General features: G+C 60.3%; 18 protein-coding genes. 13 read left to right on the forward strand and 5 right to left on the reverse strand.

Going from position 1 to position 22,920, the window contains the following annotated elements; all coding sequences use genetic code 11:
* Nucleotides 1–191 precede the first annotated feature (191 nt).
* Together AC1RDJ_RS27940 and rtcR are read right to left on the reverse strand one after the other, a co-directional pair.
* On the reverse strand, nt 192–974 hold the full coding sequence (locus AC1RDJ_RS27940) for a nucleotidyltransferase domain-containing protein (RefSeq protein WP_493029383.1): 783 nt from the start codon (nt 972–974) through the stop codon (nt 192–194).
* A 12-nt stretch (nt 975–986) separates the two neighbouring features.
* Complete coding sequence (gene rtcR / locus AC1RDJ_RS27945) at nt 987–2,600, reverse strand: RNA repair transcriptional activator RtcR (RefSeq protein ID WP_493029385.1); 1,614 nt, start codon at nt 2,598–2,600, stop codon at nt 987–989.
* A gap of 205 nt (nt 2,601–2,805) precedes the next feature.
* On the opposite strand from rtcR, the gene AC1RDJ_RS27950 reads away from it, so the two are divergent.
* From AC1RDJ_RS27950 to AC1RDJ_RS27970, 5 genes are all read left to right on the forward strand, one after another.
* Nucleotides 2,806–4,374, forward strand: a complete 1,569-nt coding sequence (locus AC1RDJ_RS27950; RefSeq protein WP_493029386.1) for a vWA domain-containing protein — start codon at nt 2,806–2,808, stop codon at nt 4,372–4,374.
* Nucleotides 4,375–4,659: 285 nt separating this feature from the next.
* Nucleotides 4,660–5,895, forward strand: a complete 1,236-nt coding sequence (locus tag AC1RDJ_RS27955) for an RtcB family protein (protein ID WP_493029387.1) — start codon at nt 4,660–4,662, stop codon at nt 5,893–5,895.
* Between the two features lie 18 nt (nt 5,896–5,913).
* Nucleotides 5,914–6,933 (forward strand): RNA 3'-terminal phosphate cyclase, encoded by a 1,020-nt coding sequence (rtcA, locus tag AC1RDJ_RS27960; protein ID WP_493029388.1) that lies wholly within the window; start codon nt 5,914–5,916, stop codon nt 6,931–6,933.
* Nucleotides 6,934–7,064: 131 nt separating this feature from the next.
* Nucleotides 7,065–7,550, forward strand: coding sequence for a cytochrome c-550 PedF (gene pedF / locus AC1RDJ_RS27965; protein ID WP_493029390.1), 486 nt, complete (start codon nt 7,065–7,067; stop codon nt 7,548–7,550).
* A 15-nt stretch (nt 7,551–7,565) separates the two neighbouring features.
* The gene (locus AC1RDJ_RS27970) at nt 7,566–8,399 is read left to right on the forward strand and encodes a substrate-binding periplasmic protein (protein ID WP_071325247.1); all 834 of its coding nucleotides are present in this window, start codon (nt 7,566–7,568) and stop codon (nt 8,397–8,399) included.
* A gap of 159 nt (nt 8,400–8,558) precedes the next feature.
* Here AC1RDJ_RS27970 and AC1RDJ_RS27975 read toward each other — a convergent pair whose 3' ends face one another.
* Nucleotides 8,559–10,697: a TonB-dependent receptor family protein gene (locus tag AC1RDJ_RS27975; RefSeq protein WP_071325246.1), complete on the reverse strand. Its 2,139-nt coding sequence runs from the start codon at nt 10,695–10,697 to the stop codon at nt 8,559–8,561.
* A gap of 264 nt (nt 10,698–10,961) precedes the next feature.
* Between AC1RDJ_RS27975 and AC1RDJ_RS27980 the strand changes: the two genes are divergently transcribed.
* The 8 genes from AC1RDJ_RS27980 (at nt 10,962) to AC1RDJ_RS28015 (ending at nt 20,565) form a co-directional block, all read left to right on the forward strand.
* On the forward strand, nt 10,962–11,858 hold the full coding sequence (locus AC1RDJ_RS27980) for a beta-propeller fold lactonase family protein (protein WP_493029391.1): 897 nt from the start codon (nt 10,962–10,964) through the stop codon (nt 11,856–11,858).
* 335 nt (nt 11,859–12,193) lie between these two features.
* Entirely contained in the window at nt 12,194–13,714 is a 1,521-nt protein-coding gene (gene adh / locus AC1RDJ_RS27985) for an aldehyde dehydrogenase (RefSeq protein WP_071325244.1), read from the forward strand.
* A gap of 53 nt (nt 13,715–13,767) precedes the next feature.
* On the forward strand, nt 13,768–14,157 hold the full coding sequence (locus AC1RDJ_RS27990; RefSeq protein ID WP_493029392.1) for a DUF779 domain-containing protein: 390 nt from the start codon (nt 13,768–13,770) through the stop codon (nt 14,155–14,157).
* A gap of 49 nt (nt 14,158–14,206) precedes the next feature.
* The gene (locus AC1RDJ_RS27995) at nt 14,207–15,952 is read left to right on the forward strand and encodes a methanol/ethanol family PQQ-dependent dehydrogenase (protein WP_493029393.1); all 1,746 of its coding nucleotides are present in this window, start codon (nt 14,207–14,209) and stop codon (nt 15,950–15,952) included.
* 26 nt (nt 15,953–15,978) lie between these two features.
* Nucleotides 15,979–16,185, forward strand: a complete 207-nt coding sequence (locus tag AC1RDJ_RS28000; protein ID WP_493029394.1) for a hypothetical protein — start codon at nt 15,979–15,981, stop codon at nt 16,183–16,185.
* 55 nt (nt 16,186–16,240) lie between these two features.
* Complete coding sequence (locus AC1RDJ_RS28005) at nt 16,241–17,401, forward strand: porin (RefSeq protein ID WP_493029395.1); 1,161 nt, start codon at nt 16,241–16,243, stop codon at nt 17,399–17,401.
* Between the two features lie 58 nt (nt 17,402–17,459).
* Nucleotides 17,460–19,565, forward strand: a complete 2,106-nt coding sequence (locus tag AC1RDJ_RS28010) for a 4Fe-4S binding protein (RefSeq protein ID WP_493029396.1) — start codon at nt 17,460–17,462, stop codon at nt 19,563–19,565.
* On the forward strand, nt 19,555–20,565 hold the full coding sequence (locus tag AC1RDJ_RS28015) for an FAD:protein FMN transferase (protein ID WP_493029397.1): 1,011 nt from the start codon (nt 19,555–19,557) through the stop codon (nt 20,563–20,565). The genes AC1RDJ_RS28010 and AC1RDJ_RS28015 overlap by 11 nt, the downstream gene beginning before the upstream one ends.
* A 1-nt stretch (nt 20,566) precedes the next feature.
* Here AC1RDJ_RS28015 and AC1RDJ_RS28020 read toward each other — a convergent pair whose 3' ends face one another.
* Both AC1RDJ_RS28020 and AC1RDJ_RS28025 read right to left on the reverse strand, forming a co-directional pair.
* Nucleotides 20,567–22,510: a sigma-54-dependent Fis family transcriptional regulator gene (locus tag AC1RDJ_RS28020; protein WP_493029399.1), complete on the reverse strand. Its 1,944-nt coding sequence runs from the start codon at nt 22,508–22,510 to the stop codon at nt 20,567–20,569.
* A gap of 210 nt (nt 22,511–22,720) precedes the next feature.
* On the reverse strand, nt 22,721–22,920 hold a 200-nt coding region (locus tag AC1RDJ_RS28025), incomplete at its 5' end, for a hypothetical protein (RefSeq protein WP_493029398.1).

Below are 22,920 nucleotides of genomic sequence, written 5' to 3' on the forward strand. Positions count from 1 at the left end.
AAACAACTTTGCGCCGATGATAGTGCTGCAACCAGTGTGAAAGTAGGTTATCGTCAGGCTTGTTATACGCAGTAGAAAAAAATCCCGCCAGTAATGGCGGGGTTTTTTTTCGTCTGGCGCTGTTGTTTGAGGCAGTCGAATGGTCGGCATAAAAAAGGCACCGCTACGCGGTGCCTTTTTTTGCTTCCAGCTCAGGTTTCCTGCAATACCTGCTGAAACAGGCGATTCAGATCCTGCATGCCATGGGGCTTTTCTTCCCTTTCAACGCTGAAGTTTTCCAGCCTGGCCAGTTCCGACTCGATAAATACGTTGAGCTTGTCGATGCGCGGGGCCAGTTCTTTTTCCAGTGCGACCTTTTTGCGCTCGAGAAGGAGATGAATTTCTTCTAATAAGCCCTCTTCCTTGGGGAGCAGGTGCAGCAAGGCAGCGAACTCGATAGGCGGCGCTGTGCGATAGGTTTCTATCCAGCGCGTGGCCAGCAATGGGCGCAGGACGTAAAAATACTTCTTCAAGGGCACCATGTCCGCCATCAGATAGCCGCGGTAATTTGTCTTGGCCATGCTGCGATAGTGATAAATCCCCTTTTCCAGCGTGTAGACGGAATTGAGCAAGGTCTGGATGCCAGTCCTGAAAACACCCTTTTCCATGTATTGAATTGGCGACTGTACCCATTCGATGACGGCAGGATTGGAACGCCAAAAAAGCTGCAGTGCCTTGCGTACATCCCAGCCATTCAGGTCGATATCGTCGACGATAGGGTATTCGATCACGTCGCGCTTGTCTTCCAGGTCGACGCTCAGATACCAGTCCTGCTGGCGCGCATAAATAAAGCGCACATCGAAATCGCTGTTCGGCGAGGCAAACCCCCAGGCCCGGCTACCCGATTCAATCGCCATCAAGATCCGCACACCTTCTTTTTCTTCCACGGCCGCCAGGCGGCGCATGATTTCTACTCGTATATCTTCTGGAATCATCGTTCTCTTCTCTTAGTTGCCTGAGGATACTTTATCCCAGCTGAGGGCAAAGCGGGCCAGGAATTTCTTGAGGCGGTCTGCATCGTTCGGCCTGGCTTTCGCTTCGCGCGACATCGCATATAGTTTGCGGCCCGCATCGGACATATTGTGCGATTGCCGGCAGATCTTGATCACGACCTGCAGTTGCAGCGCATCGAACAGGTCGAGTTGCGCGGCCGCATCCGCTCCCATGATATCTGCCAGATCCACGACGTCATTCCCCTGTTGTTCACCGTGATGCTGCCACAGGCGACCCAGGCGCGCCGTTTCCTCATCGACGACCTTGTCCGTGATACGGCCTGCCTCCGACAAGGTGGCCAGGCGCGTGACGGCGGCCGACAAATCGCGGAAATTGCCGTTCCAGCGGGCCGATGGCGAGGTGGCGAAGCGCATGAAGCGCTCACGCGCCTCCTTATTGAAGCGCACGTGCTCGCCTGTCTCGGCGCCGTATTGCGCCAGCAGGTATTCCAGGTTTGGCTCGATGTCTTCCTGCCGCTGCGCCAGGCCTGGTAATTCGTAGGTCCACAGGTTGATGCGTGCATACAGGTCTTCGCGGAAGCGGCCGGCCGCCACTTCCTTGCCCAGGTCGCGATTGGTCCCGGCGATCAGCTGGAAGTCGCTTTGCACTTCCGTATCTGCACCGACGGGAAAGAAGCGCCTTTCTTCTATGGCTTTCAGCAACATTGCCTGCTCATCGAGTCCGAGTTCGCCGATTTCATCGAGAAACAGCAAGCCCTTGTGCGCACTGCGCAGTAAACCTGGACGATCCGAACCCGCGCCCGTGAATGACCCCTTGATATGGCCGAACAGGGTGGAAGCGGCGCCGTCGCCATGCAGGGTGGCGCAATTGAGGTCGATGAATTTGCCGTCGATCTGGTGGCGCGACTTTTTTAGTTCGTACACGCGGCGCGCGAGGAAGGATTTGCCGGCGCCGGTCGGCCCCATCAGCAGCATGGGTGCCCTGGACTTGATGGCGACGCGCTCGATTTCATCGATCATGGCGTTGAACTTGGCATTGCGCGTGGCGATGCCGGATTTCAAAAACGCCACGCCTGCGGCCTGTTCGCGCGTAAAACGCTGGGCGATCTGGTCGTAGCGCGACAGATCGAGGTCGATCAGCGCGTAAGTGCCGGGATTGCCAGGACCTTGGCGTTTCGGCGGTGACGTTTGCACGAGACGGCCAGGGAAATAGCGCGCCTCCGTCATCAAAAACATGCAGATTTGCGCCACGTGGCTGCCGGTGGTGATGTGGATCCAATAGTCTTCCTTGTCGGGGTCGAAGGGGTAGGTGTGGGCGAAATCGTAGAGGGCGCCATACACGTTTTCGAAATCCCAGGCATCGCTGATGGGCAACTCATGGGCGATCAGCTGCGTTTCAGGCGAGACGCTGGCGACATCCTGCGACACCTGGCGCACCAGGTTGTCAAACTGGCTGCCCGCGTACAGCAGCTCGAAGCGGTCGATGATCTGGTCTTCGTGCTGCGTCAAGGCGATGCTGGGCCGCCACTTTTCCCAGCGCGCGGCACCCCTGCCACTATCGAGCTGTGTGCCGAGAAAACCGATGACAACGGTGCGTTTTGCTTGCATAAATTGGATAAATATTTATCTGAAAAGATAATTGTATATGATTTTTTGACGGCAACTATCTTTTGTTGATTTCTCGATTAAAAAATATTTCTCAATAAAATCAATGATTTATAGAAGGTTTACGCGAAAGCGAAAAAGCTGGCACGGCGCTTGCAATAGAAGGGATAACACCGAGATAAACGCAAAGAGAAGAAGAGGAAGGAAAATGGCCAACGCCCAGTTATTCAAGAGCATGCAACAATCGCAGCCGCTGCCTGCGGCCCTGGCGCGCAATGCCGAAGGTACACCAGCCTATGCACTGACGCCCCGGCATCAGCTGGCGCAATACGCAGCCACCGGCTGCCTGAACGCGACGTTTTATGCCAGCGCCGAAGCGCAGCTGGCGACGGTGCTGGAACTGTGCGAGGCCGTCGAGCCGTCCTTCATTGCGCAAACGGCCGTGTACTGCCGCGAGCGGGGGTATATGAAGGATATGCCTGCCTTGCTGGTGGCCGTGCTGGCTGGCCAGGGCGCCGCGGAATTTGCGCCGGCCTTCCAGCGCGTGATCAACAACGGCAAAATGCTGCGCAACTTCGTGCAGATCATGCGCTCGGGCGCCGTTGGCCGCAAGTCGCTGGGATCGCGTCCGAAAAAGCTGGTGCAGGCATGGTTGAATGGCGCCTCGGAACAGGCCCTGCTGGCCGCCGCCGTGGGCAACAGCCCATCGCTGGCCGACGTCGTGAAAATGGTGCATCCGAAACCGAAGGACGCCTGGCGCGCGGCATTCTTTGCCTGGCTGATCGGCAGGGAATACATCGCCGCAGATTTGCCGCCGGTATTAGCAGCATTCGAGACATACAAGCTTGATCCGGCACAAACGATACCGGACGTGCCGTTCCAGATGCTGACGGCGCTGCCCTTGGGGGCGCAGGACTGGGCGCAGATTGCCCGCCAGGGCAGCTGGCAGATGGTGCGCATGAACTTGAACACCTTTGCGCGCCATGGCGTGTACGCAATTGAAGGCATGCCGGAGCTGATCGCGGCCAGGCTGCGCGATCCGGCATCGATTGCACAAGCGCGGGTGTTTCCGTACCAGTTGATGTCCGCGTACATGGCGGCCGGCGAGAACGTGCCGGCGGTCATCCGCGATGCGCTGGAGCAGGCGCTGGAAACGTCGCTGCTGAACGTGCCGCGGATCGCCGGCAAGGTGGTGGTGTGCCCCGATGTTTCCGGCTCGATGTCGTCGCCCGTCAGCGGTTTTCGCGGTAGCGCCACCTCGAACGTGCGCTGCATCGACGTGGCGGCGCTGGTGGCGGCAGCCATGCTGCGCAAGAATCCGGATGCCATGGTGCTGCCGTTCGAGCACAGCGTGGTGACGTGCCGGCTTGATGCGCACGATAGCGTGATGGAGAATGCGGCCAGGCTGGCGGCCATCGGTGGTGGCGGCACCAGTTGCAGCGCGCCGCTGCTGCGCATGAACAGCAAGCAGGAGCAGGCCGACCTGGTGATTTATGTGTCCGATAACGAATCCTGGATCGACGCCAAACGCAGCGGCGCCACGGCGACGCTGGGACAGTGGAATATCTTCAAGCAGCGCAATCCGCAGGCCAGGCTGGTGTGCATCGATATTGCGCCGCATGCCACGACGCAGGCGATGGAGCGTGAAGATATTCTGAATATCGGCGGTTTTTCCGACGACGTCTTCAAGATCATCGCCGCCTTTGCCGCCGGCCAGCTGGATCCAGCGCACTGGGTGGGAGAAATCGCCGCCATCGATATCGCTGCAGGTTGTTGAAGTAGCGCGTGAAGTAAAGCGCAGGAATGCGGACAAGACTACATTAAAGACGTCCTGTTCAACCTTGTCATGCGCCGTCGTACCCCGAATGCCGGCAGGATTACATCGATAGCCGAGTCAGACCGGCCTGGCGCGCGCAGTGCGCCGCCAGAAAATCCTGTCATCCCTGGTCGGGTTGTTGTACTGATGAATGCCGGTGGAATTACATCCAGGGCCGATACGTCGGCTGAAAATTTCACCAACCCTTGTCATCACCCCCATATAAAATAGAAAAAGAGAACACTGATGAAGAATGAAGAATACGAAGTCCTGCATACCGAAGGCAGCCGTCCCGTCAAAATGTGGACGCGTGGCGTGCCTGTCGAAGAAGCGGCTAAAAAACAATTGCGCAATACGGCGACCTTGCCATTCATTTACAAGCACATCGCCGTCATGCCGGACGTCCACCTGGGTAAAGGATCGACCATCGGCAGCGTGATTCCCACCCTCGGCGCCGTGATTCCGGCGGCCGTCGGCGTGGATATCGGTTGCGGCATGATGGCGGCGAAGACTACGCTGACGGCGAATGACTTGCCCGATAATCTTGGGCCGCTGCGCAGCGCCATCGAGCGCGCCATTCCGCACGGGATGTCGCCGAAGACGCGCGGCCACCGTGGTCGCGACGAAGGTTCGTGGCAGAACCCGCCATCGGTGGTCGATGCCGCCTGGCTGCAGCTGAAAGACGAATTCGATGCCATCTGCCTGAAAACGCCAAAGCTGAAAAATACGAATAACTACCGCCACCTGGGTACCCTGGGCAGCGGTAACCACTTCGTCGAAGTGTGCCTCGACGAGCAGGGAGCCGTGTGGTTCATGCTGCATTCGGGTTCGCGTGGCGTGGGCAATGCCATCGGCACCCATTTCATCGAACTGGCCAAGCAAGATATGCGCACCCATTTCATCAACCTGCCGGACCAGGACCTGGCCTACCTGGCAGAGGGAACGCAGCATTACGACGATTATGTGGAGGCGGTGGGCTGGGCCCAGCGTTTCGCGCGCAATAACCGTGAAGTGATGATGCAGAACCTGATCGCGGCCGTGCGCACGGTCATCCATAAACCGTTCCAGACGCATGTGGAGGCCGTCAATTGCCACCATAACTATGTGCAGAAGGAGCACCACTTCGGCAAGGATGTGCTGGTCACGCGCAAGGGCGCCGTATCGGCCCGCGCGGGGGAACTGGGGATCATTCCCGGGTCCATGGGCGCGAAGAGCTTTATCGTGCGCGGCAAAGGCAACGCGGAGAGTTTCCATAGCTGCAGCCACGGTGCGGGACGCACGATGAGCCGCACGGAAGCGAAGCGGCGCTTCAACCTCGACGACCAGATCCGCGCCACGCAAGGCGTCGAATGCCGCAAGGATGAGAATGTGATCGACGAGATCCCGATGGCCTACAAGGATATCGATGCGGTGATGCTGGCGCAGCGCGAGCTGGTCGATGTCGTGCATATCCTGAAGCAGGTCGTCTGCGTCAAAGGTTAAACAATAAAGAAAGCAGAGATGATAGAAATAGATGGAGCACAAGGCGAAGGCGGCGGGCAGATTTTGCGCTCGGCGCTGAGCCTGTCCATGATCACGGGCCAGCCATTTCGGTTGATCAATATCCGCGCGGGCCGGGCCAAGCCCGGTTTGCTGCGCCAGCATCTGGTGGCGGTACAGGCTGCAGCCGCCATTTGCGGCGCGCGCATGACACCGGTTGCGCTGGGCGCATCCAGCCTGGAGTTCGTGCCGGGCACCCTGCGTGGCGGCGATTACCGTTTCGCCATCGGCAGCGCCGGTAGTTGCACCCTGGTACTGCAAACCTTGCTGCCGGCGCTGCTGCATGCGGATGCGCCCTCGACTGTGCGCATCAGGGGCGGCACGCATAATCCCATGGCGCCGCCCGTGCATTTCCTGCAGCGCGCGTATAGCCGGGCCATGGCGCAGATGGGCGCCGACATCGATATCGCGCTGGGACGCTATGGTTTTTATCCGGCCGGCGGCGGCGAGGTGATTGCCACCGTGCAGCCTTGCGCCCGTTTGAAGCCCATTGCATTGCTGCAGCGCGGCGAACGGCAGGCCGGATTTGCGGAAAGCGTGGTGGCGGGCGTGCACGTGAATGTGGCGCAGCGCGAGCTCGAGCGTGTCGCCAGCGGCATGGGCTGGAGCGGCAAGCAGCTGCGCATCGTCGGCTTGCCGGCGGAGCAGGGGCCGGGCAATGTCCTGTTGCTGACGCTCGAGCATGAACACGTGACGGAAGTATTTGCTTCCTTCGGCGAAAAATCGTTGCTGGCGGAATCGGTGGCCAAGCGCCTGTTGAACGAAGTGCGCGCCTATTGCAAGTCGGACGCGGCCGTGGGCGAACACCTGGCCGACCAGCTCTTGCTGCCGATGGCGCTGGCCGGCGGCGGCACGTTTAGCTGCAGCAAGGTGTCGCAGCATGCATTGACGAATGCCGAGGTGATCGCCAGGTTCTTGCCTGTGCGTATCACTTTCGAGCAACAGGAGCGGGCCAGCATCTGTACGGTTGCCGCCGCCTGACGCGCGCGGTGACACAGGCGCGTGTTGCAGCTGTTCCAAATTGAGACATGGTTCGCCTGCCGCGGGGCGTGCGCGCATGGCATGGCATTTGCTCTTCCTGTTTATTGACCAAAAAAACCAAGGAGACCAGCATGACCTATTCCATTCCTACCCTGCTCGGCATGGCGGCCGCCGGCGCTGTCGCCCTCACTTCCCTGCTGACCTTGCCCGATGCCTATGCGCATGGCAATGTCACGCCGCAAGGCGTCGACACCACGGGCTTGCCCAAGGTGGGCGACAAGTGGCTGGAGCAGAATCCGTACCGGGGCAACAAGCTGGCCTTGACTGTGGGCACCTCGGCCTACAACCAGAATTGCGCGCGCTGCCACGGCATCGAAGCCATCTCGGGCGGCATCGCGCCGGACTTGCGCCAGCTGGACCGCGATTGTTTCAGCATCAAGAATGAGACAAAGAAACAAGCGTGCTACAAGGAAACGGATAATTATTACCTGGCGACCATACGCCACGGCAAAGTGCGCAACGGCGCCGTGTACATGCCGCCGTTTGAAGGCGTGTTCAATCAGGAAGCCATGTGGGCCATCAAGACCTACCTGGAAACCCGCCGCGAGTCGAACTGATCACGAAGGAATCCCATGCGTTCATTCCAACTCCGGCGCGCGCGCGCGATGATTGCGCTCGCTTGCCTGGCCCTGTGCGCGGCCGCGCCGGTACGCGCCGACTGGCAGAAAGTGCAACAGTCGGGCAGCCTGAAGGTGGCCGTGTATAGCGAATTCGCCCCGTTTTCCGACAAGGGCGCGGGCATCGATATCGACATTGCCGAAGCGCTGGCGAAAAAGCTGGGACTCAAGCTGAGTCTGCTGCCATTTCCCGCCGGCGAAAACCTGAATGACGATTTGCGCAATATGGTGTGGAAGGGGCATTACCTCGGTTACGGTCCAGCCGACGTGATGCTGCACGTGCCGGTCGATAAAAAACTGATGGCCGACAACGACAAGGTCGAGATCTTTGCGCCGTATTACGTGGAAACCGTGCGCCTGGCACGCCGCACGCAAGCCGTGCCGCAGTTCGATGGCGTCGCCTCGCTGGCCGGCAAGCGCATCGGCGTGGAAAAGGTATCGATCGCGGCCATGCTGATGCTGGGCGAAGACGATGGCAAGTACCGCGACGACGTGCGCATCTTCGACACGGCCGCCGAAGCCTTGCAGCAATTGCAGGCGGGGCAGCTCGATGCCGTGCTGGCGAATCGCTCGGAAATCGAGTCCGTGCTGAAAAGCGATCCGGCCTTCGCCGTGAACGAAGTGGCGTTCGCCCGCTTGCCGCGTGCCGGCTGGGCCGTGGGCCTGGCCGTCAGCCGGCAGCAACTGGACGTGGGCAAGCTGCTGCTGGCGGCCATGAACGAGATGGCTGCCAGCGGCGAATTGAAAGCCATTTTCGAGAAACATGGGGTGAAGGAAGCGCGGCCCTGAAGTCTCGCGCTCCAGTTGAAAAGCCCGCGCATCGGACGATGCGCGGGCTTTTTTATCATCAGAACGCCTGAACACTGTTCAGGGCAAGGCGCATTGCCACAGGCAGTACGAATAGTGCGACCAGGCAATGCAGCGGTTATGGACTTTTTTCAGGCGTACTTAAAAAGTGTATTGGGCGCTGACACCCAGCAACCAATTGCGCCCCGGCGCCGCTTCATAGTAGCGCTTGTTGCTATCGCCGACGATGACGGAACCCACGTAAGTCTTGTCAAACAGATTGTTCAGGCGGGCAAATTCCTTGAAGCGCCAGTTGCCCATGCTTTGCTTGGCATTGAACCGCGCATTGAACACCGTGTAGCCGGGCGCCGGTTTTTCGCTGTTGCTGTCTTCCGCATACACCTGGTTGCTGGCGACGCTTTCCAGTGCCGCGCCGAAGCGGTCGAGCGTATCTTTCCAGGCCAGTTCCGCGAACAGATTGGCGCTGGGAACGCCTGGCAAGCGGCTGCCTTCGCTAACGGCGCCGAAGGCCTGGTCATACACGGCATGCAGGCTGGTCAGCGCCACCTTCGTCGTGAAGCCATACGGCAGGCTGGAATCGAGCGACACTTCCATACCTTGGCGTAAGGTTTTGCCGCCATTGCGGTAGCTGGTGCGCCCGCCGCTGGAACTGTCCACTACCAGTTCGTCGTTGGTCTTGATCTGGAACAAGGCCGCGTTCACATGCGTATTGTTGGCGACCCTGGCCTTGACGCCCGCTTCCAGGTTGGTGCTGGTGGCTGGTTTCAAATTGAAATTGAAACCGGCGCCCGTGCCCGAGTAAAACAGTTCGTTCAGGGTGGGAGCCTCGAAGCCGCGCGCGGCGCTGGCGTACACGTTGACGTTCGGCGTCAGCTTGTAGAGCAGGCCCAGCACTGGCGTCGTATGGCTGAAGTCCAGGCTGCCGCTATCGTTGCCATTGCTGAGGAAATGGTCGTTGACCGAAACTTTCATTTTGCTATAGCGCAAACCTGCGCTGAGCAGCCATGGACCGCTTTGCCATTCCGTCTGGATATACGGATCGAGGCTGGAGACGACATCCTGCTCGTCGCGGCGCAGCTTGCCCTTCACGCCAAACGTATTGCCGATGAAATTTTCATAGCCGGTGCGGTCATCGCTGGAGCGGCCATAGTCGATGCCGATGGTGGTGCTCAGTTTGCCACCGGCCAGCTGGTTCACATGCAGCCAGTTGGTGTCGATGCCGTAGAACTGGCGCTGGAAGTCGACCACGCCGCCTGAGTGGCTCGCTGGCGCCTGAAAACCCTTGGTAAATGCCTGGTATTGGATCACGTCGCGGTTGCCGCCATACACCATCACATGCAGACGGTCGTCGCCGAACGACTGTTCGTAGGTGGCGCCGATCTGTTGGTGGTCGATGCTCTTGCGCGTGTTGTAGCGCTCGGCCAGGGTGCGTTTCGGGTTTTGCGTGTCGCTCGCGTCGATTTCGCCGGCGCGCGGGTCGCGGGCAAACGTGGTCCAGGTGGCGCCCAGCGGGTCTTGCGTGTTGCCTTGATGCAGGCTATTGGCGACGATGGTCAGCTTGCTGTCCGCGGTGGGCTTGACGGTGATCTTGCCGAACGCCTGTTCGCGCGTGGCGGCGCTGTGGTCGCGGAAGCCATCCGTGCGGAAGCGCGAGCCGTCGAGCACGTAGCCGATGGCGCCCGCCTGGCCTTGCGTCGAGACATCGACCTTGCTGGTGCCATCGCTGCCGCCCGTCACATTCAGTTCGACGGATGGGGGCTTTTGCCCATCCTTGGAAAACAGCTGGATCACGCCGCCCGAGTGATTGCCGTAGATGGCAGAAAACGGTCCGCGCAGCACTTCGATGCGCTCGGCCGTATCGAGGTTGAAGGTGGCGGCCTGGCCCTGGCCGTCGGGCATGCTGGCAGGAATGCCATCGCTGATCAGCTTGACGCCACGCACGCCGAAGGCCGAGCGGGCGCCGAAGCCGCGCGACGAGATCTGCAAGTCTTGTGCGTAGTTTTGGCGATTCTGCACGACCAGGCCCGGCACGGCAGCCAGCGCTTCCGAGGCGTTGACGCGGATTTGTCCATCCTGGATGCGGGCGCTGTCGACCACGTCGATGGAGGCTGGTACTTCCTGGCTGGGATGGGCGATGCGGCTGCCGCTGATGACCACCGTGTCCATCAGTTGCCCGCCAGCCAGGTCTGCCGCCTCGGTGGCGAAAGCGTGGGGGGCGAAGGTGGCGCTGCCGGCGACAAACAGGCTGGCGATGGTGTTCAGGCGGAAACGATGCTGCATGCGGATTCTCCAATGTGTATAAAAGCCTGCTTGACCGCGTGCGCGGTACAGGTCTGCATAGTTTTATCAAGCAATATGCCTGCCATGTCTCCATTGGTGGGCTGAAATTATACGCCTGCCAGTGGCACGGCGTTTGCATACAGCAATTGTCACTTGCGCCGCTCCCGCGCGCTTTTCCTGTGTTTTTTCATTGAAAAGGTGATTATGCCCAACTTCTTCTTACGCTTGCGCCGGGTTTGCTGGCTGCTGCCTGTGTTGGCCAGCATGGCGGTCCAGGCCGCTCCTTTTGCCTATGTTCCCAATGAAAAATCGGGCACCCTGAGCGTGATCGACACGGCTACCGACCAGGTGGTACGCCAGATTGCGGCGGGCAAGCGCCCACGCGGCATCGCCGCTGATCCCGGCGGGCGGCAATTGTTTGTCACGGACGCGGCCAGCAGCGCCTTGTTGTTGATCGATAACGCGGCTGGCACGCTCATGCGCAGTGTGGCGCTGGGCAAGTCGCCCGAAGGCGTCAGCGCATCCCTCGACGGCAGCCATGTCGCCGTGGCCGTCGAGGAAAACAATAGCGTGGCGCTGATCGATGGCCATACGGGCGACTTGCTCGCGGATATCAAGGTGCAAGGACGTAACCCGGAACACGCCGTCTTCAGCCCGGACGGGCGCTGGCTGCTGGTCGGTGCGGAAGAGGCCGAGCAAGTCGACGTCATTGATGTGGCGCAACGCCGCCAGGTGGCTTCCATTGCCGTGGGCCTGCGCCCGCGCGGCATCGGCTTCAGCCCCGATTCCACCCGCGCCTACGTGGCGTGCGAGCTGGTCAATGCCGTGTACGTAATCGACATGATGCAGCGCAAGGCCATCGCCACTATTCCCGCTGGCAAGAATGCGAATGGCATCGTCGTCCATCCCGGCGGCAAGCAGCTGTATGTGTCGAACGGTATCGACGGCACGGTAATGGTCATCGATACGAGGAGCAACAAGGTGACGGCGACTATCCCCGTCGGCAAGCGTCCGTGGAATATGGCCATCACGCCCGACGGCGCCAAGCTGTACGTGGCCAATGGCCGCTCGAACAGCGTGTCTGTCATCGACACGACCAGCGCGCGCAAGGTGGCCGATATTGCCGTGGGCGAATTACCGTGGGGCGTGGTGATTCGCTAGGGACAGCTGTTCCAGTCTGGCACACCTGTTCCATTGTGCAGCGGACGCGGGCTCGAGCCAGCAAATGGCCAGGCTGGTGCGGATTGGAGCAGGGTATCGGCGCCTTGTTCAAAAACGCAAACGCCGCGCCGTGGCCAGGCTACCCGCACCTGACGGGAATCAATGCGCCGATATTGACGCCGCTCCCTTGTAACAGCAGTAAAACCCGCTAAGTTTGTAGTGGGGCGGCGAGCTGGCACGGCATTTGCGGAGGACTGCGTGTACTCACCCCATCTGTACCAGGACGTTTGACTTAAGCAGCAATATTCCAATTCTACAAACCGATAGAGGACGACATGAATCTCGCAGACATCAGCAAACTGGGCGTCGCCAACCCTTTCAAGCAACGTTACGATAACTACATTGGCGGCAAGTTCGTGGCCCCCGTCAAAGGTGAATACTTTCCCAACATTACGCCGATCACGGGCTTGCCGTTTTGCGAAATTGCCCGCTCCACGACGGAAGACGTCGAGCTGGCGCTGGACGCCGCCCATGCCGCCAAGGAAGCCTGGGGCAAGACGTCGCCTGCCGAGCGCGCCAATATCCTTAACCGGATCGCCGACCGCATCGAGCAAAACCTCAGCCTGATCGCCACGGCGGAAACCATCGACAACGGCAAGCCCATCCGCGAAACGATGAATGCCGATATTCCGCTGGCCATCGACCATTTCCGCTACTTCGCCGGCTGCATCCGCGCCCAGGAAGGTTCCGTCGCGCAAATCGATGCGGAAACCTATGCCTACCACTACCACGAGCCGCTGGGCGTCGTGGGCCAGATCATCCCCTGGAATTTCCCGATCCTGATGGCCGTGTGGAAACTGGCGCCGGCCCTGGCCGCCGGCAATTGCGTGGTGCTGAAACCGGCCGAGCAGACGCCGGCTTCCATCATGGTCTTGATCGAGCTGATCGGCGACCTGCTGCCGCCTGGCGTATTGAACATCATCAATGGTTTCGGCCTGGAAGCGGGCAAGCCGCTGGCGTCGAGCAAGCGCATCGCCAAGATCGCGTTTACGGGCGAAACGGGTACGGGCCGTCTGATCATGGGTTATGCGGCGCAAAACCTGATTCCCGTCACCCTGGAATTGGGCGGCAAGTCGCCGAACATCTTCTTTGAAGACGTGATGGATGCCGATGATGACTATTTCGACAAGTGCCTGGAAGGCTTCACGATGTTTGCGCTGAATCAAGGCGAAGTGTGCACCTGCCCATCGCGCGTGCTGATCCAGGAATCGATCTACGAGAAATTCATCGAACGGGCCCTGAAGCGCGTGGCCGCCATCAAGCAGGGCAATCCGCTCGATACGGCCACCATGATCGGCGCCCAGGCGTCGCAGGAACAGCTGGAAAAAATCCTGTCCTACCTTGACATTGGCCGCCAGGAAGGCGCCGAGGTGCTGGCCGGCGGCGAGCGCAACACGCAGGCGGGCGATCTCGAGGGCGGCTATTACGTGCGTCCAACCGTATTCAAGGGCAACAACAAGATGCGCATCTTCCAGGAAGAGATTTTTGGTCCCGTCGTGTCCGTCACGACCTTCAAGGATGAGGCTGAAGCCTTGGCGATCGCCAACGACACCCTGTACGGCCTCGGTGCCGGCCTGTGGACGCGTGACGGTTCGCGCGCCTTCCGCGTGGGCCGCGCCATCCAGGCGGGCCGCGTATGGACGAATTGCTATCACCTGTACCCGGCCCATGCCGCGTTCGGTGGCTACAAGCAATCGGGTATCGGCCGCGAAAACCACAAGATGATGCTCGACCACTACCAGCAAACGAAGAACTTGCTGGTGAGCTATAGCCCGAAAGCGCTGGGCTTCTTCTAAACCGGCAACAGGCGCCGCGCCCTTAGCCAGGGGCGGCGCGCAGAAAGGATGCCATGAGTGCAGCAATTGCCAGGGTGGTCGCCACCGATGCGGCGCTGGAGATGATGGACAGGTTGCGCGAGCGTTACGGCCCGTTGATGTTTTTTCAGTCGGGCGGCTGCTGCGACGGCAGCACGCCCATGTGCTACGCGCTGGGCGAGTTCGATATCAGCGACACCGATATCTATCTCGGCAATCTGAATGGCACGCCGTTCTACATGGGACTCGAGCAATTTGCATACTGGGAGCATACCCAGTTGATTATCGACGTGGTCGATGGCAATGGCGGCATGTTTTCACTCGACAACGGTACGGGCAAGCGTTTCCTGACGCGTTCGCGCCTGTTTACCGATGAAGAGTGCGCCTTGCTGCATGCCCAGCCGCGTGAACACGGCAGCACTTGAAACATACACATACTAATAACAGAGGGAGATGATTGTGCAGAAAAAAATCATGGGGGTAGTCGTCAGTGTGGGTTTGGCATCCCTGGCGTCGTTGGTCCAGGCGGCCGACGTCGGCAATGTCACCAGTGCCATGCTCGACAGCACGGCGAAGAATCCAGCGAGTATCTTGTCGTTTGGCATGGGTACGCAGGGGCAGCGCTATTCACCGTTGACGCAAATCAATGACAAGACCGTGGCCAAGCTGGTGCCGGCCTGGTCGTTCTCGTTTGGTGGTGAAAAGCAGCGTGGCCAGGAATCGCAGCCATTGATTCACAACGGCAAGATGTTCGTCACGGCTTCGTATTCGCGCATCTTTGCCATCGACTTGAAAACCGGCGCCAAGCTGTGGAAGTACGAACACCGCTTGCCGGACGGCATCATGCCCTGCTGCGACGTGGTCAACCGCGGCGCGGCCCTGTTCGGCAACCTGGTGATCTTCGGCACGCTCGACGCCTACCTGGTGGCGCTGGACCAGAACACGGGCAAGATCGTCTGGAAGGAAAAGGTCGACGATTATGCGGCCGGTTACTCGATGACGGCCGCGCCCCTGATCGCCGAAGGCTTGCTGCTGACGGGCGTGTCGGGTGGCGAGTTCGGCATCGTGGGCCGGGTCGAAGCGCGCAACCCCATGACGGGCGACCTGGTGTGGAGCCGTCCCACGGTGGAAGGCCATATGGGCCACCGCTACGACAAGGATGGCAAGGCCAGCGACAATGGTATTTCCGGCACGGCGAACAAGACGTGGCCGGGCGAGCTGTGGAAAACGGGCGGCGCCTCGACATGGATGGGCGGCACCTACGATCCGCAAACCAAGCTGGCGTACTTCGGCACAGGCAATCCGGCGCCATGGAACAGCCATTTGCGCCCCGGCGACAATCTGTATTCGTCCTCCACCGTGGCGCTCGACGTCAAGACGGGCCAGATCAAGTGGGCGTATCAGAACACGCCCAACGATGCCTGGGATTTTGATGGCGCCAACGAGTTCGTCACCTTCGACATGGATGGCAAGCGCTACGGTGGCAAGGCCGACCGCAACGGCTTTTTCTATGTGATCGACGCCAGCACGGGCAAACTGCAGAACGCGTTTCCGTTTGTCAAGAAAATCACCTGGGCCAGCAGCATCGACCTGAAAACGGGGCGGCCGAACTTCATCGCCGCCGGCCGTCCTGGCGACCCGACCAAGGGAGAGGAGGGCAAGAAGGGCACGACCGTGTTTGCGGCGCCGGCTTTCCTCGGTGCCAAAAACCAGATGCCGATGGCGTACTCGCCGCAAACCAAGCTGTTCTATGTGCCGGCGAATGAATGGGGCATGGATATCTGGAACGAGCCGATCAGCTACAAGAAAGGCGGCGCTTTCCTCGGCGCCGGTTTTACCATCAAGCCCCTGTTTGACGACTACATCGGCGCCATGCGCGCCGTCGATCCGAAGACGGGCAAGATCGTGTGGGAAATCAAGAACAATGCGCCGTTGTGGGGTGGCGTGATGAGCACGGCCGGCAACCTGGTGTTCTATGGCACGCCGGAAGGCTTCCTGAAAGCCGTCGATGCGAAGACGGGCAAGGAGCTGTGGAAGTTCCAGACCGGTTCCGGCGTCGTGGCGCCGCCCGTCACCTGGCAGGATGGCGACACGCAATATGTTGCCGTCGTTTCCGGCTGGGGCGGCGCCGTGCCGCTGTGGGGTGGCGAAGTGGCGAAGAAGGTCAACTTCCTCGAGCAGGGCGGCTCCGTATGGGTCTTCAAGCTGGCATCGAAGTAATGGGGTGAAGCGCCCGGGCCACTCGGATGGGTGTCTCCCTGTCCGCCGGGTGTTTTCTTTTTGCTGACGGTCCAGGCCGTCAGTTTTTTGTTTACTTGCCAGCGGCAAGCGCTGGCGGCGGTCAAAAATTGAACACCGTCAGCAGCGACTGGTCCGCCGTTGCACACATTGAAAACGGATTTCCCCTTTCTCCGCCTTGTGTATTGCTGGGCACGCTTATTGCCAAAGATTGAGCTACATCAATCACTGGTGTGCACACTAAAAACACAGAAGAAAAGGGGAGAAAACATGAACGCATTCATCAAGCTGGGGAGCCTGGGGGCCATGACTATCGCAACGATGGGACAGGCGCAAGCCGTCGATATCAAGGCCGGCGACTGGACCGTGTCGGTGGGCGGCATCGTCAACGCCTACTACACGCAAGTGTCGTGCTCGGGCGACGCGGTGGGCGGGCTGGCGCTGGGCGGCCGGGCGCTCGGTTGCGGCGGCGAGAAGGACCGCACGACGATCGGCAACGGCTTGCTGCCGAATGGCTTGATCACGTCCGCCTCGTCGCGCCTGGGCGAGTACGATGTGAAAGCCTTGATCGGCATCTATAACTCGACCGCCACGGACAGCGCCATCAGCCAGAACAGCGTCGTCGATGTGCGCCAGGCATTCTTTACGTTCGGCAACGAGCACATGGGTACCTTCAAGCTGGGCCGCGACTACGGCATGTTCGGCGCAAATGCCATTCTGTCCGACATGACTTTGCTGGGTTCGGGCGCCCCCGTGCAGGCCACGCAGCGGGGCCGGGTGACCCTGGGCCATATCGGCGCAGGCTACACCTATCTGGGCAACTATGGCCAGATCATGTACAGCTCGCCGAAGTCCGGTGGCTTCGGTGTCGACGTGGCCTTGGTCAGCCCCGTCTCCGATACGCCCATCGTGGCAGGCCCGACGTATTCCTCGAAGTCGAGTCCGCAAGTGCAGGCGCAGCTGACGTATGCGCAGGTCGGCTTGAAAGCCTGGCTGGGCGTGAAGTCGCAAAAATTCACCTCGAAAACGACGGGTGTCGATGACCTGACCATGCGCGGGGTGGAAGTGGGCGGCTCTTACCAGATGGGGCCGGCAGGCGTGCTGCTCAATTTCCAGGGAGGAAAAGGGTTGGGCATTCTTTCCGATGCAGACCAGGGCGATACCAAGTCGAAGAACTGGCTGCTGCAAGGCACGTACAAGACGACGGACAAGCTGAAGCTGGGCTTGTCCTACGGCATCAGCAAGAACGATGACGATACGGCCGGTACGGGCGGCTTGAAGTCGAATGCCAACCTGACCCTGGGTGCGTATTACGCGCTCAATAGCGCCATCACCCTGGTGGGCGAACTGGGCCAGACGCGCTCGAAAGGCTTTGCCGGTGGTGAAGCGAAGATGAATGGCGTGTCCCTGGGCGGCATCATTTTCTTCTAAGCAATCAATGAATGCGGCGCCTTGCGACAGGGCGCCGCGCGGAGCACGGTACATGCGGATGATGCGGTTGTTTATCGGATGCTGGCTATTCCTGTTTATCCTGGGACAGGCGTGGGCGGGCGTGCTCGCCAAGGCCGAGCTGGTGCGGCGCTTTCCCGCGCCGCTCGTGGTGGGCGACAAGGAAATAGACTTGCCCGTCTGGCCCCTGTTCAAGCAAAACGCCACGGCCACGGAGCTGGTCGGCTATGTCTTTGAGTCGGTGGACCTGGCGCCCATTCCCGGCTTTTCCGGTGTTCCCGTCAATTTGTTGATCGCTATCAATCCACAAGGCGGATTTCTCGATGTTGCCGTCCTGTCGCAGCATGAACCCGTGTTTCTCGATGGCCTAGGTGAAGCGCCGCTGTTTCAGTTCGTCAAGCAATACCAGGGTTTGTCGCTGAAGCAGAATATCGCCATCGGTGCGAAGAGCAAGCGCGCGCCAGACGCCACCCACGCCGATATCGATGGCGTGTCGAAGGCCACGGCCTCCGTGCGCATCATCAACCAGAGCGTGCTGGCGTCGGCCTTGAAAGTGTCGCGCAAAAAACTCGGCTTCGCGCAAGGCCGCGATCCGGACCAGATCGCCCGTATCCGCCTGGAGGTGCAGCAGAAGCTTGATGTCGCGCAGATGCTAGGCCAGGGTTTGATCCAGCATGTGCGCCTGAGCAACAAGGACGTGGAAACCCTGTTTGCAGGCAGTGCCGGCGCGGGACTCGATGCCGAGGCTGCGCGCGACCCGGATGGCGTGTTCATCGACCTGTACCTGGCGTATGTTTCCGTCCCCACCGTGGGGCGTAGTCTGTTGACGGAGCGCAGCTGGAACAAGCTGCGCAACCGGCTCGACGACGGCGATCACGCCATCCTCGTCATGTCGCGTGGCCGCTACAGCGTGCTGGGCGACGATTTCGTGCGCGGCACCGTGCCGGAGCGGCTGTTGCTGAAACAGGATGGTTTGCCGATCGACATGCGCGACCTGGACCTGGAATTACAGTTGGCGGATGCATCGCTGTTGCCGACGGAGAATGTCGCCGTGTTGCGTATCATCAGCCAGGCGGGACTCGATGCGGCCAGCCCGCTGGCGTTTACCTTGCCCATCACGCGCAGCAAGGGCATCGTGTATCCCGAACGCATCGCGCGCAACGTCGATTTCAGCTACCGATTGCCGGCCGCGTTTTATACGGCACCGCAAGGCGACGATGCCACGTGGCGCGGCACGTGGAAGGAGCGCAGGATGGAACTGATCTTGCTGCTGGCCGGGCTGGTGCTGCTGGCCGGCGCGCTGGCCAGGCAGAAACGCCTGGTGCGCGATGGACGGCAGTTCGTGTGGTTCCGCCGCCTGTTCCTGCTATTTACCATCGGTTTCATCGGGTACTACGCGCAGGGGCAGTTATCGATCGTCAATCTCACGGGTGTCATCCAGGCGGCGATGGCGGGACGCAGCCTGGGTTTTTTCCTGTTCGATCCGATGACGGTGATTTTGTGGATTTTCGTGTTGCTCAGTCTGCTGCTATGGGGGCGCGGCACGTTTTGCGGTTGGCTGTGCCCGTTTGGCGCCCTGCAGGAATTCACGGGCAAGCTGGGCCAGTGGCTGCGTCTGCCACAGTGGAAGGTCAAGCCGCGCCTGGACGGGCGTTTGAAATGGATCAAGTATGGATTGCTGCTGGCGATTCTTGGCAGCAGCTTTTTTGCCGGCCAGATCACGGACCAGCTGGTGGAGCTGGAACCGTTCAAGACGGCCATCACCTTGAATTTCGCGCGCGCCTGGCCGTTTGTCGCGTATGCCGTGGGCTTGCTGCTGCTCAGCAGTGTTTCCTACAAATTCTTTTGCCGCTACCTGTGTCCGTTTGGCGCGGCGCTGGCCCTGCTGGGACGCTTGCGCCTGCTCGACTGGATTCCCCGCCGCAAGGAATGCGGCACGCCGTGCCAGACTTGCCGCCACCGTTGCGAGTATCACGCCATTGCGCCGAACGGGAAAGTCGATTATGGCGAGTGTTTTCAATGCATGGATTGCGTGGTGATTCATGCCAGCGATGAAAAATGCGCGCCCTTGATGTTGGAGATCAAGCGTGCCCGCACCATCCCGATTGCCCGGGCCACGGCAGAGGAGAGCAGTAATGCAGCGTAGAACATTCATGTCCGCCGCCATCGGCAGCGTGGCAGGCATGGCGGGCTTGTGTCTGCCTGGCAGCATGGCGCGTGGCACGGCCAGCGCCTCCGGTGTGCGCCTGTATCGTGGTGCGGCGTTGGCGTTTGGCACGACCATCGCCGTCACCGTCCTGCACCGCGAGCAGCGCCAGGCCGAGCTGGCCATCGAAGACGCCTTGCATGCGGCGAGGAATATCGACCGCCTGATGAGCATTTACAGTCCAGCGAGCCAAGTCTTCCAGCTCAATCGCGATGGGCGGCTGTCTCGCCCCGATCCGCACCTGCTGGCCGTGCTGGCACAGGCGCAAGCGTTGTCGCAATGGAGCGATGGGGCATTTGATGTCACGGTGCAACCGTTATGGCAGCTGTTTCGGGCTGCGGCCGGCGAGGCAAGCTTGCCGCTCGATGCGCAACGGCGCGCGGCGCAGGCGCGGGTAGGGTGGCGGCAACTGGCGTGGAATAGGCGCGAAGTGCGTTTTCTTCAGCCTGGCATGGCGCTGACCTTGAATGGTCTGGCGCAAGGTTACGCGGCGGACATGGCGCTGGCCGCCGTGCGGGCACGGGGCGTGCGGCATGCGCTGCTCGACACGGGCGAGTTCATCGCGCGGGGGCAGCGTGCCGTGCGTCAACCCTGGATCCTGGGCATCCGGGATCCGCGCGACAGTGAAATTCTCACGGCCACGTTAAAAGTGGAAGGGCGCAGCGTGGCCACCTCCGGAGACTATGAGTGCACGTTTACGCCAGACTTTGCGCATCATCATATCTTCGCCCCATCGAGCGGCGATTCGCCGCTGGAGTTGGCCAGCGTCACTGTAGTGGCGCCCACGGGCTTGCTGGCCGACGGCTTGTCGACCACATTCATGGTGACGGGCGCCGCACGCGCGCATGCGATGACCGCGCAAATGGACGGCGTCGACTTGATGACCATCGACAAGCAGGGCCGGCGCAAGATGTCGCCCGGCTTTCCCCGTCTACTTTAGGTTATTTCAGATGCGGTACCTTGCGATAGATCGTATTGCGCGACACGCCCAGGGCCCGTGCCGTAGCCGAGACATTGCCGCCGTGGGCATCGAGCGATTTGAGGATCACGCTTTGCTCCATTTCTTCCAGGTTGGCGCCGGCGGCGATCATGCGGTCGGTGTTGGCGCTGGCGGCACTGGCTTGCGTCATTTCAATATCGTCGAGGAAATCATCGGGCATGTGGCGCAAACAGATTTCGTGCTCGTCGCCGGCCATGACGATGGCCGTGCGCAGCAAATTGGTCAGCTGGCGGAAGTTGCCTGGCCATTTGTGCTGGTGGAACATGTGCAGGATGTCCGGCGCCACCGTGTAGCGCGTATCGGGCGCTTCCGTCGCCAGGATTTTTTTCACGACCGTGTCGAGGTCCGTGCGCTCGCGCAGCGGCGGCAGCTTGACCACCAGGCCATTCAGGCGGTAATACAGGTCTTCGCGGAACAGCCCCTTGGCCATGCGTTCGCGCAAATTGTGATTCGTGGCGCAAATCAGCTCCACATTCACGGTGATCGATTTGCTGCTGCCCAGGGGCGTGACCATGCGCTCTTGCAGCACGCGCAACAGCCGCGCCTGCAGGCCGAAGGGCATGTCGCCGATTTCATCGAGAAACAGGGTGCCGCCATTCGCCTGCAAGATCTTGCCGATGGCACCTTTCTTGCGCGCGCCCGTAAAGGCCCCGTCTTCATAGCCGAACAGTTCGGATTCGATCAGGGTTTCCGGAATCGAGGCGCAGTTGACGGCGATGAATGGCCCCATGGCGCGTGGAGAATCATTATGGATGGCTTGCGCCAGCAATTCCTTGCCGGTGCCCGTTTCCCCCATCACGAGGATGGGGATGTCGCGCCCCAGCACTTTGTTGACCTTTTCGATCACCAGTTCCAGTTGCGGATCGCCCGTGCGCAGGTAGCGCAGGCCGGACAGGCGCCGCGCCGCATTGGCCGCATGGCTGGCCGGCGCGGGTATGGCTGCCGGTACGGCGTTGATATCGCTGTGATCGGTGCCAGAAGCAAAGCCATGCTGGAAGACACTATTGCTCAGTCGCAACTGCGCGCGACCATAGACGCGCACGCCGCTGTGCATGCACAGGTTTAGCAGGCCTGGTGCTGCCGTGCGGTAATGGTCGTACAGGGCGGAGACGGGCAAGCCGAACAGGGAGCTGAAGGTGTGCGACTGCAATGCTGCAAAGGAGAGACCCAACTGGAACAAGCCATTCTTGTTTGCCGACAGAAAGCGTCCACCAGGTGTGAACGAGGCGATGCCTTCCATCAAGGTGCCGATGAATTCCGGGCGCGCATGGAAATGCACGGTGATGGCATCCTCGAACGTGGCGGAGAATAGCTGGTTCTCGATCATCAGCGCCGACATGCGCACGAGGGCCATCGTATGCTTGTGGAAACTGCGCTGATCGCTCGAGACGTCCAGCACGCCGATGACATTGCCGCGGTGGTCGGTAATGGGAGCGGCGGAGCAGGTCAGGAAGTGATTGGCGGCCAGGTAATGCTGGTCCGCATGGACCAGGGTCGGTACTTTTTCCGTGATGGCCGTGCCGATGGCGTTCGTGCCGCGGCTTTGTTCCGACCATGCCACGCCCGGTTGCAGGGCAACCCTGTTGGCTTTTTCGAGAAAATCATCGTCGCCCAGGGAATGCACGATGACGCCGTTGGCATCCGTCAAGATCACCATATTGTGCGTATTGACGATCTGCTGGTACAGGGTTTCCATCGCCGGCAGCGCATGCGTGTGCAGCAGGCGGTTCTGCTCGATCAGCAGTGACAGGTCGGATTTGCCGGCCGGCGTGAAATCGGGCGTGGCCGTGGGTGACAGGCCGAAGGCCACGGAGCGCTGGTGGGACGTTTCGATGATGACGGGAACGTTGTCTTGTCCTGTGGCTGGTATATTCGCGTCCGCCATGGACGAAAACGGTGCGCTACGGTAAGTAGCTGACGGTTGATACATGATCTCGTTGCCTCCGTTGGGCCCTGTACCGCGGCGCTCTTTTGAATCGAGAGTGTTCCATAATGTAGCACCTGTCACAGATGGGAGCAAAGCAAAGCGAGCCGGGCTATCCCCAGTGTTGCTGCCAGGCTCAGAGTTGCTTCCATCGCTTGCCGATGCGTGTGGCTATATAAGCAAGCACAGTGCCAGCTTCACATGGCTGAAAAATAGCCCTTGCGGGACGTGCAGGGCTTGGCTATAATTCGCCCCCTCGCTGAACGACGCATGCAAATGCCGAGTGAGGTGGAGAAAAAGAAGGAGTTGACGGACGTAGCAAATTGCTTCATACTCTTCCTTCTTCGCAGCTGACAAACACAACGCTTTGT

The organism is Janthinobacterium sp. GW822-FHT07H10 (genome assembly GCF_058798675.1).